The sequence below is a fragment of the Acinetobacter sp. C26M genome (assembly GCF_023702675.1).
Taxonomy (GTDB): domain Bacteria; phylum Pseudomonadota; class Gammaproteobacteria; order Pseudomonadales; family Moraxellaceae; genus Acinetobacter.
The window spans coordinates 1048285-1063134 of the sequence record NZ_CP098478.1 but is presented as its reverse complement, the minus strand read 5'-3'; the positions used below and the strand labels follow the sequence as shown (position 1 = coordinate 1063134).

The 14850-nt window shown below is 37.1% G+C and carries 14 protein-coding genes and 1 pseudogene; 7 read left to right on the top strand and 8 right to left on the bottom strand.

The window, feature by feature from the left end; all coding sequences use genetic code 11:
- Nucleotides 1-34: 34 nt before the first annotated feature.
- Nucleotides 35-2044 carry an esterase/lipase family protein gene (locus tag NDN11_RS04905; RefSeq protein WP_251110929.1) on the top strand — a complete coding sequence of 670 codons (2010 nt, stop codon included), beginning with the start codon at nucleotides 35-37 and terminating at the stop codon, nucleotides 2042-2044.
- A gap of 42 nt (nucleotides 2045-2086) precedes the next feature.
- Here the strand turns inward: NDN11_RS04905 and NDN11_RS04900 are convergent, their stop codons facing one another.
- Together NDN11_RS04900 and NDN11_RS04895 are read right to left on the bottom strand one after the other, a co-directional pair.
- On the bottom strand, nucleotides 2087-2494 hold the full coding sequence (locus NDN11_RS04900; RefSeq protein WP_101237414.1) for a hypothetical protein: 408 nt from the start codon (nucleotides 2492-2494) through the stop codon (nucleotides 2087-2089).
- 296 nt (nucleotides 2495-2790) lie between these two features.
- Nucleotides 2791-3387: a TetR/AcrR family transcriptional regulator gene (locus NDN11_RS04895; RefSeq protein ID WP_101237415.1), complete on the bottom strand. Its 597-nt coding sequence runs from the start codon at nucleotides 3385-3387 to the stop codon at nucleotides 2791-2793.
- 81 nt (nucleotides 3388-3468) lie between these two features.
- Here NDN11_RS04895 and NDN11_RS04890 point away from each other — a divergent pair, with 81 nt between their 5' ends.
- Together NDN11_RS04890 and NDN11_RS04885 are read left to right on the top strand one after the other, a co-directional pair.
- Entirely contained in the window at nucleotides 3469-4221 is a 753-nt protein-coding gene (locus NDN11_RS04890; RefSeq protein ID WP_101237416.1) for a thioredoxin domain-containing protein, read from the top strand.
- A 66-nt stretch (nucleotides 4222-4287) separates the two neighbouring features.
- Nucleotides 4288-5661: an NAD(P)/FAD-dependent oxidoreductase gene (locus NDN11_RS04885; protein WP_251110928.1), complete on the top strand. Its 1374-nt coding sequence runs from the start codon at nucleotides 4288-4290 to the stop codon at nucleotides 5659-5661.
- Between the two features lie 78 nt (nucleotides 5662-5739).
- On the opposite strand, the gene NDN11_RS04880 is transcribed toward NDN11_RS04885, so the two are convergent.
- Together NDN11_RS04880 and NDN11_RS04875 are read right to left on the bottom strand one after the other, a co-directional pair.
- A complete protein-coding gene (locus NDN11_RS04880) occupies nucleotides 5740-6297 on the bottom strand; it encodes a lipocalin family protein (RefSeq protein WP_101237418.1) in 558 nt (185 codons plus the stop codon).
- A gap of 679 nt (nucleotides 6298-6976) precedes the next feature.
- Complete coding sequence (locus tag NDN11_RS04875; RefSeq protein ID WP_101237419.1) at nucleotides 6977-7510, bottom strand: TetR/AcrR family transcriptional regulator; 534 nt, start codon at nucleotides 7508-7510, stop codon at nucleotides 6977-6979.
- A 146-nt stretch (nucleotides 7511-7656) separates the two neighbouring features.
- Here NDN11_RS04875 and NDN11_RS04870 point away from each other — a divergent pair, with 146 nt between their 5' ends.
- Genes NDN11_RS04870 through NDN11_RS04860 form a run of 3 tightly spaced genes read left to right on the top strand, consistent with a single transcriptional unit; the run spans nucleotide 7657 to nucleotide 10029 of the window.
- The gene (locus tag NDN11_RS04870; protein WP_251110927.1) at nucleotides 7657-8223 is read left to right on the top strand and encodes a hypothetical protein; all 567 of its coding nucleotides are present in this window, start codon (nucleotides 7657-7659) and stop codon (nucleotides 8221-8223) included.
- 20 nt (nucleotides 8224-8243) lie between these two features.
- A complete protein-coding gene (locus NDN11_RS04865; protein WP_101237421.1) occupies nucleotides 8244-9038 on the top strand; it encodes an SDR family NAD(P)-dependent oxidoreductase in 795 nt (264 codons plus the stop codon).
- A 55-nt stretch (nucleotides 9039-9093) separates the two neighbouring features.
- Complete coding sequence (locus NDN11_RS04860) at nucleotides 9094-10029, top strand: alpha/beta hydrolase (protein WP_101237422.1); 936 nt, start codon at nucleotides 9094-9096, stop codon at nucleotides 10027-10029.
- Between the two features lie 780 nt (nucleotides 10030-10809).
- Here NDN11_RS04860 and NDN11_RS04855 read toward each other — a convergent pair.
- Nucleotides 10810-11232, bottom strand: a pseudogene (locus NDN11_RS04855) (recombination directionality factor); the annotation flags it as partial.
- Nucleotides 11233-11728: 496 nt separating this feature from the next.
- Here NDN11_RS04855 and NDN11_RS04850 point away from each other — a divergent pair.
- Nucleotides 11729-12391, top strand: coding sequence for a TetR/AcrR family transcriptional regulator (locus tag NDN11_RS04850; RefSeq protein ID WP_251110926.1), 663 nt, complete (start codon nucleotides 11729-11731; stop codon nucleotides 12389-12391).
- A 95-nt stretch (nucleotides 12392-12486) separates the two neighbouring features.
- Here the strand turns inward: NDN11_RS04850 and NDN11_RS04845 are convergent, their stop codons facing one another.
- The 3 genes from NDN11_RS04845 to NDN11_RS04835 form a co-directional block, all read right to left on the bottom strand.
- Nucleotides 12487-12915, bottom strand: a complete 429-nt coding sequence (locus tag NDN11_RS04845; RefSeq protein ID WP_251110925.1) for a DUF2147 domain-containing protein — start codon at nucleotides 12913-12915, stop codon at nucleotides 12487-12489.
- Between the two features lie 81 nt (nucleotides 12916-12996).
- Nucleotides 12997-14235: an OmpP1/FadL family transporter gene (locus tag NDN11_RS04840; RefSeq protein ID WP_101237423.1), complete on the bottom strand. Its 1239-nt coding sequence runs from the start codon at nucleotides 14233-14235 to the stop codon at nucleotides 12997-12999.
- Nucleotides 14236-14272: 37 nt separating this feature from the next.
- Complete coding sequence (locus tag NDN11_RS04835) at nucleotides 14273-14764, bottom strand: hypothetical protein (protein WP_101237424.1); 492 nt, start codon at nucleotides 14762-14764, stop codon at nucleotides 14273-14275.
- Nucleotides 14765-14850: the final 86 nt, after the last annotated feature.

Genomic DNA, 14850 nt, shown 5'->3' with positions numbered 1-14850 from the left:
CCCTCATCTGTACAGAATGCCGAAAAGCCAATTTATGAAAAGACTTATATTTCCTTTATATCAGCCACTGTGTATTCTGGCTGTATTTAGCGTTCTGATAACAAGTGGCTGTCAGGTGGTTAGCCTAAAAAAACAGACACTGCATACCACCATTGCCAATGAACGTAACAGTATTCTCACTCAAAATAAATTAAGTGGCGCTAGCCTGAATCTGCTCTATATGTCCGATATGGATATGAAACTGTGCATGAAAAATCCAGATGCATGTATTGTCGATCTGGAAAAAATTCCTCAGGTACAGACAGAACAATTATTATCAGCCGCTAGCGAGTTATATCTCTCTAAAGCCCTGACTCTTGCAGACTCAAATGATTGCAAAATAAATAAAAACCCTAAAACCAGCGCTAAACCCGCTCCACAGGTGAATGAATGTTTAGACCAACAACTGCAAGCTTTAGATAAAAGTATTCGGTACAGCTATGCCTATCTGTTTAAGACCTCTCGTCAGCCTCAAGACCGTATTTTCGATAACCGTCAGGTGCAAATTCGGGACTTCTATAATCAGGCACTGAACCAGTTAGTAAATGTGTACAGTGCTAAGAATTCATCAGCGACGATTCCAGACAGTATTCAAATTGGTGAAAGTACTTATAAGATTGATATTGATTCATATCCCAAGCTACAAGGCAAAAAGCTTGAGAAATTTACCTCAAGCTACAACATGAACTTCTCTGGATTACGAACCATTAACCGTCGTGATGGTTTCGGTGCAGATTTCGTCGCGGTTTTGCACACTAAAGAAAATGATCCCAAAAATGGAAATCCATATATTCTTGATCCACTGAGCTATGCTTACCCAAATGGCGTTAATCCCAATATCCACCAAGCCCATTATCTTGCGTCGACGCTGATTGCCCAGCCAGTCGATGAGCAAGCCACACTCAGCGAGATACTCAATCGGCCTGATTTCAAAATAAAAATCTACGATCCTTACAATGTAGAAAAGATCAAAATTGAAGATAAAGAATATTCTCTTGCTGCGAACTTCTCTGCACCCTATGGTTTATGGTTAGCGGAGAATAACTTGGGCTCTGCTGCATATCTAACCTTGATTGACCGTAATCAACGTTTGACCATGCCTCATCTATATATGCTTGAACCTTATAATCCGAATAAAAAAGTGATTGTATTGATCCATGGACTCGCTAGTAGCCCAGAGGCGTGGATTGCGGTGACCAATGAAATTATGGGTGATAAGACGCTACGTGAGCATTATCAGGTGTGGCAGGTATTTTACTCAACCAATATGCCTATTCTGGAAAGTCGCTTTCAGATTTCTGCTTTACTGAAACAAACGTTTGCCTCTCTCAATCCCCAAGACCCTGCATCTCAAAATGCTGTTCTGATTGGTCATAGCATGGGAGGAATTATTAGCCGCCTTTTAGTCAGTCATGCGGATATTTCAAAAGAAGCCTTACCGATGATGAGTAACCACGTGCAAGCACGGATGAGAAAACATCCCGTCATAGGCGAACGCTTAAAGATGGAACCGATTCCAAACTTTGATCGCGTCATTTTCCTCGCTGCGCCTCATCGTGGAACTAGCTACGCCGACCGCTGGTTTACCGTTACTGCACGAAAGATTATTGGACTGCCCTCAGCATTTTTAAAAACATTAACCGATACACTGACAAGTTATGATGATGATCTGAAAGATTTTGTCAGAACCATCAATAACAGGCTGCAAAATGGCCCTAGCGATCTGAGTAATAAATCTGAATTTATGGAACTCACCTCGGATATACAGCCTAAAGAAGGTCTAGTTTTTCATTCCATCATGGGTAATATCACCAAAAGTAATGATACTGATACTATTACCGATGGCATTGTTCCTTATAAAAGTGCTCATTTAGAAGGTGCGATTTCAGAGAAAATCATTAAAGGTGGGCATTCTATTCAAATAAAGCCTGAAACGGTATTGGAACTTCGCCGTATCTTGAGCCAACATTTAACCGAGCATGGTTTATACAAAGTGAAAAACTAAACATCCAAAGCTAAAGTGACAGCACTTTAGCTTTTTTTCTTTTTATTGCTCGCTTTCCTGTATTCTTTTACGAATTTCTTCTCGCCATTTCAGTGCATTTTCTTGTTGTTTATTGAGTAATACGCCTAGCATATAAGCGGTCACTGCTGCACCAATCAAAGCAATGCCACTTTCATAAATGATATCGATAACGAACTCAAACACACCTTCTGATAAGAATGCTAACATGCCAGAAAATTTGAGAAACTTGGCGATTGCTACAACCAGAATCCCTAATAATGCTCCTGTCCATAAAAAGATTTTATGGATATTGATCGGCGCTGTGACCTGGTCAATTTGATCAGGATATTTTCGATAGTACTCTATTTCCTCCTTTGTCACTTTAGAGGAGGATTTGAATAATAATTTAATAAATAATGTATCTTGATCGAGTTTAGAATTTTTCTTCATAGATACCGTGAATTATCAGTTTTATCATCTTTAATTTTACTGATTGTTGTTGAAGAAGTAGCCCTCTTTCACAAGAACAAGCCTCTTTATAACAGTTAAATCAATCTCTCTTTGATCCTTTCAATCAAGGACAAAGAAGCTCAATTTAAGCTAACCCACTCCTAATAAGATGAAGAATGATTTGCTCTCTAAACTACATCTATACACGGATAGGTTAAATAAAACATCTTGAGCGCTGGTTTAATTCAGAGCATCTTTTCCCAAGAGATCTTTTTCAATTTATTCTGCTGAAGCAATCACATTAAACGATTCAACAGCATTAATACCGTTTGTTCCATTTGCTTTTGTTTCTGTGTGTCGGTAACACCTTGCACACTGAATCCCCAATATGCTTCAAATAAACAAGCCAGTACGTAAGCAGTCGAACTAATCGCATCTTGAGTTGCGTTTGGATACTCCTGCGCCAACTGACTTTCAAAATCAGGCAGCCAGTGCTGTGTCCAAAGATCATGCAACATCTGCTTGATCAAGGGATTTCTAGCACTTTGCGCAACCAGTTCTAGCCAAACAATCAAATCATCCTGACTCCGATAAACTTCGGGCGTGAATAACATGACAATTCTTTCGCTCAATGGTTTTCCACTGAAACGATGAATAATTTCAGTCCCCATTTCGCTAATGTAATACTCTATGAAAGCATTGATTAAATCTGCACGTGAAGAAAAATAATGATGAACTAGCGTACGTTGCATGCCTGATGCTTCCGCTACTTTGGCAAAAGTAATTCCTTCTAGTCCTTCCCTCGCAACGACTGAAACAGCAGCTTGAAGAATTTCATATGATCGTTCATGCGCTTTACTCGGTCTTCCTATCTTGTTTTCCATCATCGTCATAAATAAAAAAAATGTTTACTAATTAATCATACCATATTATTTTACTGACATGACAGTCAATTAATTAAAGGAAGTCATATCATGAAAATACTGGGACTTGCTGTCGGTAGCGAAATGGACGCTACAACAGCACAAATCTTAACTGATAGTGAAATGCTGCATGCCGCTATTCTGGAAATTATCAATATCTGTGGGCTGGTTGCCTGTATTGTATTGGCGCTTTCGGGCTGGATTTACGGCGCAAAATTTCTCAAGAAAAACAATTATCTGCTTGGACTAGAATGGTGGATTGTTGCTTTTTCTGCGACAAACTTTGTTTTGTATATGCTAACGGGTGGGCATGTTCATTATTCAATTACAATGTTTCTAGATTCATTCTCACGCAGCTTTGGTATGCCCGTCATTGCCGTACTAGGCTTAATGGCATTGACCCATAATTATAAACCCACAGCGTTGAATGAAGTGCTGCTGTTCGCCGCTGCATTCGCGGGCACATTTGTTATCTTCTTGGCCGATTTCTTTGACGGTATACGCCCGTATTTTTACGTCGCCATGTGGATGATTCTTGCGATCTATCTCTGCTACTTCATTCTTTGCTTGGCACGTGCTGGGGAAACTCTGCATGCCGTGGCGACAACATTCACTTTAATCGTCAGCCTCGCCGTCGCAATCGTCTATGACTTCTTTCCGATCCCTGGCGATGATACGCATATGATTTTTATGACCTGGGCATTCATCACTTGGGCTTATGCGGTCATCCAGTTGTATTACGCCTATAACGCACTAGCACGTTCCCAGACACTTTCCAGAGAATCTCTGATTCCAGCCCACTAACCAACAAATAATTACTTTTAAAATCAAACCCTGTACGCAAGTACAGTGAAGATAAAAGGATAGCAAATGAATCATTTCAATGAAGAAATGGAGAACTTCAATCCAAGCACATTGCCATTTCGATCTCTTGGTGGCTGGGTAGAAGAACCAAGTGATCTTCAGCCTGAACTGGAAGGTTCCGACAGCGCTGATGTCATTGTGGTTGGGGCTGGATTTGCGGGGCTCTCCACTGCCCTTGAGCTGAATGCCCGTGGTGCAAAAGTGATTGTGCTTGAACAGGAGTTCGGTGGCTTTGGTGCCAGTGGCCGTAATGCTGGTTATCTGCTTGGCAGTATGGGCATTGAGTTTGAAATGTTCGCAAAACGCGTCGGTGTTGAGCACGCACGAAAATTCGTGAATTTTTATGACGAGGCCGTGTGCTACGTCGAAAAGCGTCTAGCCGAGTTGGAAATTCAATGTGATTACAATCCTTCTGGCATCATACGTGCTGCGATTGATCCTTCTCAGGAAAAATGGCTACGTCGCAGTATGGAAGTTGGTCGTGAACTGGGTTCAATCACTCGCTTTGTAGATCAAGCCGAGATGCGCGCTCGCGGTATTCCACCAGCGTTTCTATTTGGTAGTGAGCAACGTGGCGGCACGCTCAATCCTGGTAAATATGTCGGCGGTTTACGTCGTACGGCAATTCAGGCAGGCGTTAAGCTCTATGAAAAAACGCCCTTGCTGTCTTATAGTGAAGGCGCGGAGATAACCTGCAAGACTCCACGGGGTCGTGCAACTGCCCCAATCGTAGTATTGGCGACAAATGCGTTCACACCACAGTTGGGGTTACTACGTGATAAAGTTGCGCCAATACGTGTATCAGCAATTGAAACCCAACAGTTGTCTCCAAAGCAATTGGCATCGCTAGGTTGGCAGAATCGAGAAGGAATTATTACACCGCATCTCATGATGGAGAGTCATCGTCTCACAGCACACAATACGATGGTGTTGACGGTGAAGAAGTTAAATTATGTTTATGGTTCAAAGACTCCGAATGTGCCAGATCAAGATGCCTATGCTGCACTGGCACAGACCTTGCGTCAGCGTCATCCTACCTTGCAAGGTCTTGGTATTAAGCATTGCTGGAGTGGTTACGTTAGCGTGGCATATGATTTTCTGCCTGTGGTAGGTACTACAGGAACGCATCAAAATATTATCTATGTTGCTGGCTGTACTGGGCATGGGCTTGCTACTCAGTCCTTTATGGGGCAGTTACTTGCCGAGAAAATCAAAGGCGATGAGAATCCTATTTTAAAAGCCCTGTATCATAAAACGCCTTCGACCCTCCCTGAACCATTGCAGTGGTGTGCTTTTAAAACCGCTTTCTCAGCGGCTGCTTTTTATGATCGTCTAACTGACCGTAAAGCACGTTCTATGAGTACAGATTCGGAGATATAAAAGCTTTAAATAAACAAGCCCTTGAAAGATCAAGGGCTTATTTAAATGTTTATGAAAACGGTGACAGTTTTTCATTTATTATTTCTGTGGAGTGCGAACCAGCTTAGAAATATCATATCCGTAATCGCGTGCAGTTTGCACATACGATTGATACGTTGCTGCATCTAGATTTGGATCTCTTGATAAAATCCACAGGTACTTATGAGATGGGCCTCCTACCAATGCGACACGGTAATTAGAATCAACTCTTAGAACCCAGTAATCTCCTTTGGTGAACGGAATCCATCGTAATCCAGAAGGCAAGAAGCTAACTTTTAGCATACTATTACCTTCATTTTGGGGATAACCGACGCCTGCAGAACTAATGGTTTCCCCTGTTTTTGTACGACAACTGTTCAGTACAACAATGGTTTTATCAGCATTGAGCGAATAATTGGCTGTAGTATCACTCACACATTTTCGCTGAAAATACATCGGAAAATGTGCTATCTCATACCACTTGCCGACATACTTATCGACCTCAATCTTATCCACTGCTTTAGGAATTTGGGTTTCTGCATGCGTTGTAAAAGAGCCTAAAAAACCTAAAGAAGCAATCAAACCTGAGAAAATCATTGTTCGTTTAATAAGTTGCATACATATCACCTTTAACTTTTATAATTTTTAAAGTTAATAGATGCTGATGTGAATAAACTGTGAAATTAATATCTTCAATACAAAAAGAATAAAATATAGATACGTCCTACTCATTTGAATATATGGAAAAAATTAAAATTCACATAACTTATTCTGCTTTTGCAAATGCTTTTCTCACCTCACTTGCTCAACAAAAACACCTAATCTTTTTTCCCGTATCTCATAAAATTGATGTAACCTTATCTTGATACTTGATCAAATGCTTCTCTTAAAGAATTTTTGTATAAGATCGAATGATCTTGGAAAATATTAGAGGATGGCATCAGTTGAAATAGAAAAATAACACACTGTTTTATTTAAATTTTATTTTCATAAAAATCAAATTTACCCAAACTTAACCCTATACCCTTTATGAATATCCTGAGAATGAGTCAAGTCTAGGATACACCAAGTTTGCTCTGATTTTGGCTCATCCGTGTAAAACTCATCAACAATTCTATCCCCGCTTCTTCCTCTACCTCAGAACTGGTATTGCCATGGGCTAGGAGAAACAAAGATATTCAACATCGAATAAATTCAAAATAATAGTCACTTAAAATACGAATACTAGCTGAAATACTAAGTACGTCTGCTCACCTTTCGATCGGCTTTTCATGATCAATGAGGTCGTTCAAAAATTCTATAATTGGAATAGTTCACTACAAATTGCGTGTTTTTCTTCATCCATTAGTTCATGCGCCAACAACCCTTCCACCGTAAAAATCGCAACTTTTACTTTCGCTTCAATTCTTCGCTCTTCAACTCCCAATTGTTGCAACTCTTGCCGTAATAAGTTTTCAACAAGAATATGAAAGCGTTCATGCCAAATATTAATTTCTGAAGACACATGCAATCGTGCATGAACTGTAGTCACGAGTTGTTTTACCAATTTAAACTGATCAATTACCCATAATAAACGCTCAACGATGTTTTTTTCTTGAAGCTCTATATAACCCGAAAAGCGCTCAGTAAGTTCGGCATTTAGGATAGTGATTAATAATTCATCTTTATCTTTAAAATACCAATAGATTGTGTTGGGCGCGACTCCTGCAATATTCGCAATGCGGCTCATAGAAGTTGCGTCATAACCTTCATTTAAGAATAAAGTACGTGCAGCACTTATAATCTCTTTTTGTTTCTCTTCACGGTCTTGAAGACGCTTATTACGAGCCATCAATATCTCCTATTTCTCAGCATAAACATTTATAGCTCAGAAAACCATTTGTCGGTTTTATTTTACACTATCTTGAATACCGTTCAAGAAATGATTAAATTCAACTCCATCTTGAATGGTATTCAAGAAAATAATGAGGCCGTAATATGCAGAAAAATTATACAGAAGAAGATTTACGACTACTTTCAGTACAGGATCTTCTTGATTTGTTTCATACACTTAATTCACCAAGTATTGAAGAAATGAATGGTGAATACGCTGCATATCTGTTATCTCAACCGAATTGGCTAGCAGATAAAATCGGTCATATCACTTTAAATAATTTTTTTCGTCAGTGGCTGAGTAAAGCCTTTCGTCCTTTAAATTCAACAACTGGTCAAGGCTACAACACATTCCAGCAGGGTCATCGCATTGTGCAGTGTTATCCAATGATGACCATGATCGCTCCCTCTCGCTTCGACAACCAACCTGCCTACCAACTTGTTTACCGTCAATTTCATTCGACATGCGGAAGTATCAATATGGTCGATGAGATCAGAAGAGTTTCACCCAACCTATATCTTGGCATTGGTACATATGGCTTTACCCATCATCAACGCCATATTCCTTATCCGTTCTTATTAAAAGGTCCACATACGCCTTATAGAGGTGATATTGGTCGTAAACGGGATGGTTTTCAGATCAGTCCACGAGAAATTCCAAGACTATTTTAAATTTCATATAGGTAAATAAAATGACTATGAAAAATCGTACTGCACTTATTACAGGTGCTTCTGCTGGGATTGGTAAAGCATTTGCACACCATTTAGCTAAAGAGAAGTATTCTTTATTATTAGTCGCACGACGTGAAGAGCGATTGAAAGAATTAGCTGCTGAATTAGTTGAAAAATACAATATCAACTGCAATATTTTTGCTGCTGATTTGAATGACCCATCCGCACCAGCTGCAATTATGTCTTATGCTGATAGCTTAGGAATCACCATAGATATTCTTATTAATAATGCAGGTCTGTCGGGCAAAACTGCATTTGCTGAAACGCCATGGTCAAAACTAGCAGCCGAAATCCAATTGATGATCACGAGTGTGACAGAACTTTGCCATAGAGTCCTACCTAAAATGCAGGAAAATGGTTGGGGACGTATTATTAACCTTTCCTCACTCGCAGCATTTTCGCCGCCAGGTGCAAGTCTTCTTTACACTGGAATCAAACATTACGTCTTAGATATTTCTCAGTCACTGGATATGGAATTGAAACCACAGGGTATTCATGTCACGGCACTTTGTCCTGGATTCACACATAGTGAATTTCATGACGTGATGGGTACTCGTGATGCAGCGAATAACCTACCCTCAGTTCTTTGGCAGGAACCAGAACAAGTCGTCAAAGAAGGCTGGGATGCTGTCATGAATGGTAAGCCTGTATGCGTACCAGGTTTAGTTAATAAAGTGATTGCGAGTAGTGTTCGTCCTTTACCAATTTCACTTCAATATTTTCTTGGTAATCACATGAATCCATTTAAACAATAAAAGTGAACTGGCTCAATTTGTTACCGTTTTAATAGCAGAGAAAAGTGAGAGAACTATGTCAAATCGTATTTATCCAGACATATCAAAAATAGAAAACTTAGCCCAAAAATCTACATTCTTGATGGATGGTATAACATGTGCTGCGACACTCCACACCCCGTTGGAAACAGATAAAAAGCAATATCCCGCAATTCTCATGCTAGGTGGATGGGGAAGCATTCAACAATTACTAACGCTCCCTTACATTAATCATTTTGTTAAAGCAGGATTTGCTGTAATGGAATTTGACTATCCTGGTTGGGGGTTAAGCAGTGGCTGGCCTCGTCAGGATATTAATCCATGGACACGTGTAAAAACCGCTAATGCTGCTTTGGCACACCTAAAAAATCAAACGCAAGTAGATGCACATGCGATTTACTTATGGGGCACTTCATTTGGGGGTGGGCATGTTGTTGACCTTGCTGAGCAGCATCCTGATTTAAAAGGCGCCATTATCCAAGTTCCTATGCTAGATGGCTTGGCAGCAGTTCGGGCTGTCCCAATTACCAAATTAGCAAAATTTATCAGTCTGGGCTTTGTAGACTTTGTTAAACCAGGTTCACCTGTACATATACCAACTTTATCAGAGGTAGGAGAATTTGGCTCAATGGATAGAGATAGAGCTTGGGAAGCACTTCAAACGGCATTACATGCTCATAATGCTAAGAAATACGATAATCGTGTAACCGCTCGTTCTTTATTAACAGTAAGCTTTTATCGACCGTGGAAAAAATTAAAAGATATAAAAATTCCGATGTTAATCATTGGTGCAACACATGACACGGTAGCTCCATTTGTGCCTGAAAAAATAAAAAATGCTGGTAATCCATTACTTCAAGTAATCGAAATGGATGCAGATCATTTTGATCCATACTTCGAGCCCTATTTTCCAAAGACAGTTAAATATCAATTAAACTTTTTAGAACAGATACAGACTATGCAAACATCCTAAACCTCATGACTAATACTAATTAGTTTATTTTTTATGTTAAAAAATACTAGCCCAAATATGTTCTTGGGCTATTTTTATAAAACATTAATATCATTTAATTGAAAACTTGCACTGACTGCTGTAACCCTTTCTGGATATCCTGTGCATGTTTAAGTTCATGCGTTTTCTGCGGCTCTGATCTGGATTCATCTGTACAGAATTCTTCAATGATATCTAGCCCCTCTTCTGCTCCCTCCTCAAAACAATTATTACTATTGCTTTGAGGTGCAACATGATCCAACGCTTCTTGATAAAACCATACTGTTTGGCTTATTTATCGAATTGTTTGATAGATGATGAAACGCTATGCAAAGTGGATGCACGGCGATAAAAATAAGGCTGAAATTGCAAAGCTGACAATTGATTAAACTGATTTCTATTGATGAGACCTTTAATAAGTCTCTTTTTTTATCTCCACATTTAAATGTGGAGAAAATGTGGTAATAAAAAAGCTTCCTTAGATAAGCGGCTGATTTATATAGCTAATTTTGGTGGATATGGCGTCAGTTGAACTTAATTAATAACCTACTGTTTTATTTTAATTTCATTTTTATAAAATTAAAATTTACCCAAACTTGACCCTTTGGCTTTCTGAGTATCCTTAAGTCAAGGGTGCCTCGATTACGATCTTATCTCATCTATTTATGTACTCAACAATATCAATTATCATAAAGTGAACATTCCCCCTGTCGTGATACATGATCTTAAGCTTTCTGATCAAACACCTCTACCGTGATGCGCATCAATCTGTTTGACTGAAGTAATAGCTTCTTGTAAATTAACCCAATCTCGTAAAGTTAAATCCACATAGTAAATCTGTGTTCGATAACTTTGCGTCGTACTTTTCCAACTTACGGTCAGTTACAAAGGCAGACATGAAAGTAGGTCACCTGAAGCTACATGCTAGTAACGAAGTCGTGCCGTCAAAGTTCGGATGCTGTTAAAACCAGTGGTTCTAAAAATAAAAGTTCCGAGCTCATCCAATTTATCTAGATTGACATAAAGCATACAAAGCCCACATTGAGTCAGTTGACATAAATCAGGTGATGGAAATGAATGTTGTGCAATCCTATTTTGTCTAAGGCTTTGTCAAGTTTCACAGTTTCCTGTACAGATATACCGCCCAGTTTAATGATCAAATAAGCTGCTCTCTGCTTGCAGGTTATTGCCCCTAAAAAATTACTGTTTACAAAACATGAGTTTAGTTCAAATTTCAGTGATTGATCAGCAAATAAAATAGATTAGCAGTGTAAATTCTGTAGACATATTCATATTCAAAAATTTCCAACTGCAGTAGAAGAATCTTATTACACTGTAGGCTATCTTGAAAAACGAAAAATTAAATAGGCTATTGGGCTAAATAATTATATTGACAATGAATTTGTATATTTCTTATTCAATAAGAATTTTGATTTATAGACACCAATGCTTCGCTTACTGACAATAAAAATTACAGAGAAAAATAGCTCCCACCAGCCAAACAGATAATAGATATATTTTTCAAAAACTTATTTATAACCAATTACTATTTCAATATATTAACGTTATAAAAAACCATATGATTCTATAGATAAAATTTCAATATTTAGTATTTAATTTTATTAGAATTCCAAAATATTATTAAAATTAACAATTTTTATTAAAATTAAATTTGATTTTAATGAACAAGTTTAATAAATTAACAAGTATGACAAACAAACAAATCAATTCAATGCGTCGCGGACGTCCTCCTCGTTCAGCGGATCAAATAACTGCTAGCCGTAACACAATCATTCAGGCAGCTCGAGAGTTATTTGCAATTCATGGATATAACGGTGTATCCATGCGAAAAATTGCAGGCAAAGCAAACTGCTTGCCTGCAACGCTTTATGCATTATTTCCAAGTAAAAGAGAGTTATTAAATCAAATTCTAGAAGTTGTTTATATAGACCTGACAATTCAATTAGAGGAGTGTTATAAAACAAGTAGTGAATCGGATCGATTAGAAAATCTTTGCTTAGTTCAATTAAATTTTTGGGTAAATCGTCCAGGTGACTACAAAGCTATTTTACTAATTGAAGATACTTATTTAGATTTTGAAGAAGAATACTGTTCTAAAAAATCCGCAATTTTTCAATTAGAAATTTATACACGCGTTATTAGAGAGGCTCAATCACGAGGTAAACTAAAAGCAGGAAGTCCAGAAGAAATTAGAAGTATATTACTTTGTACCATCCTTGGTATTGCTCTAAGCATGATTAACATCCCTAAATACCACTTAAAAATTTCAGAAAAAATAAAAGAAAATTCAATACGTGCTTTAATCGCAGGGTTAAAACAATGATTACACGATTACTTTAAATATTATCAAAATAAAAATAGAGTCAGAATTATTTTACCTAACTCTATTCCGATTAATTAATTCTAATATTTTTTTAATTAATCAAATCTATACCAAGTCTGATTCCTTCCTACAAGTGATACACCTATATATGCCCTACCTGTTAATTTCCTCCCTGTATTATCTATTTTCACACTAAAATTGTAATATTTACCTGTGTCAGGGTCTATTATTTTTCCTCCATCATATTCATTATTTTTAACTCTCTTTAATTTCGTAAGAAAAACCATGCCTATCAAAGACTTATTACGATATTCACCCTCACAACTCTTACATTTATCTTCTTCACCTGAGACTAAAATTTTTTGTATTGTTGCACTTAAAGATCCATTTTTTTCCTCCTTAAACTGTATAATTGCTGTTGGTTTATTTATTTTATCATCTATAGTCTTCCAACTAGTTCCATTCAAAGGGTCTACAGCATGAGTAAATGTTGGAAAAAACATAAAAAATAATAGCAATCTCATTTATACACTCGAATCTATCAGCTAAAATAAAAAATATCAATTAACAGAAAAAATTTAAAAACAATAGTTTTAAAAATTATATTAGAATTGATAACCTATTTTTAAAGCATACGCCATTGCGTTATTGTTTTTAAAATCGGCTTGTTCAGCGACATTCTTTATACCATCTATAGGTAAATAGTATGTTCCATCTTGAGTTGTCGTATCTCCAAACCAAAAATATTTAAAGCCTCCTGCTATAAAATAGTTAGCCTTTGGATTATATTTAAAACCTATTCCTATAGATCTTGAATTGTTAATAGGTCCTAATGAAGAGGTAGGATTCCCTGTACCTAAGTCCACACCTACATCTGAAAATATGCCCCATCTATCCCCTATTTGATATCCCAATCCAAAAGTTGCGCTGTATTGATCTTTTTTATATGAATCTAAGCTAAATCCATTTTTGTAATCCCCAGCAGTTGCTTGAGTGGTAAGTATTTCAGACAGAGCCCCAAACTGTGTTGGACGAGTTTCAAAATTTCTCCAGTTTACCCATCTCAAGTTGGAATATATAAGAGCATTTTCAGTTATCGCAGTTTGAAAATCTAAATTTATTGATTGAGGAGTCTCTAATTTTGTTTTTTCATTCTTTACATAATCTAAAGGTACATTAAAATTATCTTCAGTTACGACCATTTCATATTTTATTTTAGATCTGTAAGTTATGGCTGCTTTTAAGGCTATTTCTGGTATTTCATAACTTAATCCTGTTAGCCAACCAATTTCTGCATCTCTCTTAAAACTAGCATTATATCCATTAAAAGCTTCGGTATGGGCATTTCCTCTAAGTGAAATATCTCCTTTCACTTCTTGATAAACAGGCCCACCAAATATTTGAAAATTCTTAAATGGGGATAATCCTAATATTAAACTTAAATTTTTTGTATCAACCTTTACAGAAGTACCTTTTTGACTAAATTGATTATCAGAAAAGCTATTATTACTTCGTAATGGATAGCTTACATTAGCGCCGAATGGCTGATCAAATAGAAGTCCTAAATTTATATTCTCGTTAAGTTTAAGTTTAAGCGCAAAGTTATAAAACTGGAACGAGTTTGCAACTTCACCTAAATTTAAGTTACTAGGATCATTTACTAAATCTTGTCGATTTCTTACTTTTCCAGAAACACTGGGGTCTACAACTACAATTCCAAATTCTGTATAGTTGCCACTTTCCAAAAAAGGCATAATGCTTTGTCCAGATTGGTCCATCGCTGCATTAATTTCTGTTATTGGGCTTACAAATAAAACCCAAACAAATAAATATTTAAATTTCATAACATCATCCTTGTTGTCTTTAATATTGTTTTGATAATTAATTATCAAGCTTGATTGCGTTCGTATATAGGTTTATAAAATCAGATGTCTTTGATTTTATTTCGCTATATTTTTTTTCAATTGCTAGTTCCATTAATTCAATTTGAAACTCTTCTTGAGCAACCATATAATTTAAGAACTTCATATCTTCTAAGGGCCCTAAATCTCTAATTTTTTTCAAATCCTTCAAATAAACTTTTGTTAGCACGTAAACTAGTTTAAGGGTAGGGCCAAAAAGAAAAGTTGGAATGAGATTAGTGCTCCAAGCTCTTGTTCTTGTATAAAATGAAGGTGTTGGATCTACGCCCAACTTTTTTGCAAATTTCAAATATTGTGGAGCATTAAATTTTTCTAACTCAACATATGAATTCCAAAATATATACTCTGGTCGCCCTTTGACCCTATTTGATATTCGCTCAATAGCATTTAATGCAAAAGCACGATTTGCAATTTCATATTTCATGCCTTTCATAAATTTACTAGAAGCCATTTCATTCCGTCCTACTTTTTAAAACTACTTATTTTCAAAACAACTAATGGGTCAGAACTCAAGCAAGCCCTCCTCCCCCAAAGTGT

Coding starts and splice junctions, on each gene's coding strand:
- NDN11_RS04905 (WP_251110929.1), top strand. CDS start 35: ATGAAAAGACTTATATTTCCTTTATATCAGCCACTGTGTATTCTGGCT.
- NDN11_RS04900 (WP_101237414.1), bottom strand. CDS start 2,494: ATGAAGAAAAATTCTAAACTCGATCAAGATACATTATTTATTAAATTA.
- NDN11_RS04895 (WP_101237415.1), bottom strand. CDS start 3,387: ATGACGATGATGGAAAACAAGATAGGAAGACCGAGTAAAGCGCATGAA.
- NDN11_RS04890 (WP_101237416.1), top strand. CDS start 3,469: ATGAAAATACTGGGACTTGCTGTCGGTAGCGAAATGGACGCTACAACA.
- NDN11_RS04885 (WP_251110928.1), top strand. CDS start 4,288: ATGAATCATTTCAATGAAGAAATGGAGAACTTCAATCCAAGCACATTG.
- NDN11_RS04880 (WP_101237418.1), bottom strand. CDS start 6,297: ATGCAACTTATTAAACGAACAATGATTTTCTCAGGTTTGATTGCTTCT.
- NDN11_RS04875 (WP_101237419.1), bottom strand. CDS start 7,510: ATGGCTCGTAATAAGCGTCTTCAAGACCGTGAAGAGAAACAAAAAGAG.
- NDN11_RS04870 (WP_251110927.1), top strand. CDS start 7,657: ATGCAGAAAAATTATACAGAAGAAGATTTACGACTACTTTCAGTACAG.
- NDN11_RS04865 (WP_101237421.1), top strand. CDS start 8,244: ATGACTATGAAAAATCGTACTGCACTTATTACAGGTGCTTCTGCTGGG.
- NDN11_RS04860 (WP_101237422.1), top strand. CDS start 9,094: ATGTCAAATCGTATTTATCCAGACATATCAAAAATAGAAAACTTAGCC.
- NDN11_RS04850 (WP_251110926.1), top strand. CDS start 11,729: ATGAACAAGTTTAATAAATTAACAAGTATGACAAACAAACAAATCAAT.
- NDN11_RS04845 (WP_251110925.1), bottom strand. CDS start 12,915: ATGAGATTGCTATTATTTTTTATGTTTTTTCCAACATTTACTCATGCT.
- NDN11_RS04840 (WP_101237423.1), bottom strand. CDS start 14,235: ATGAAATTTAAATATTTATTTGTTTGGGTTTTATTTGTAAGCCCAATA.
- NDN11_RS04835 (WP_101237424.1), bottom strand. CDS start 14,764: ATGGCTTCTAGTAAATTTATGAAAGGCATGAAATATGAAATTGCAAAT.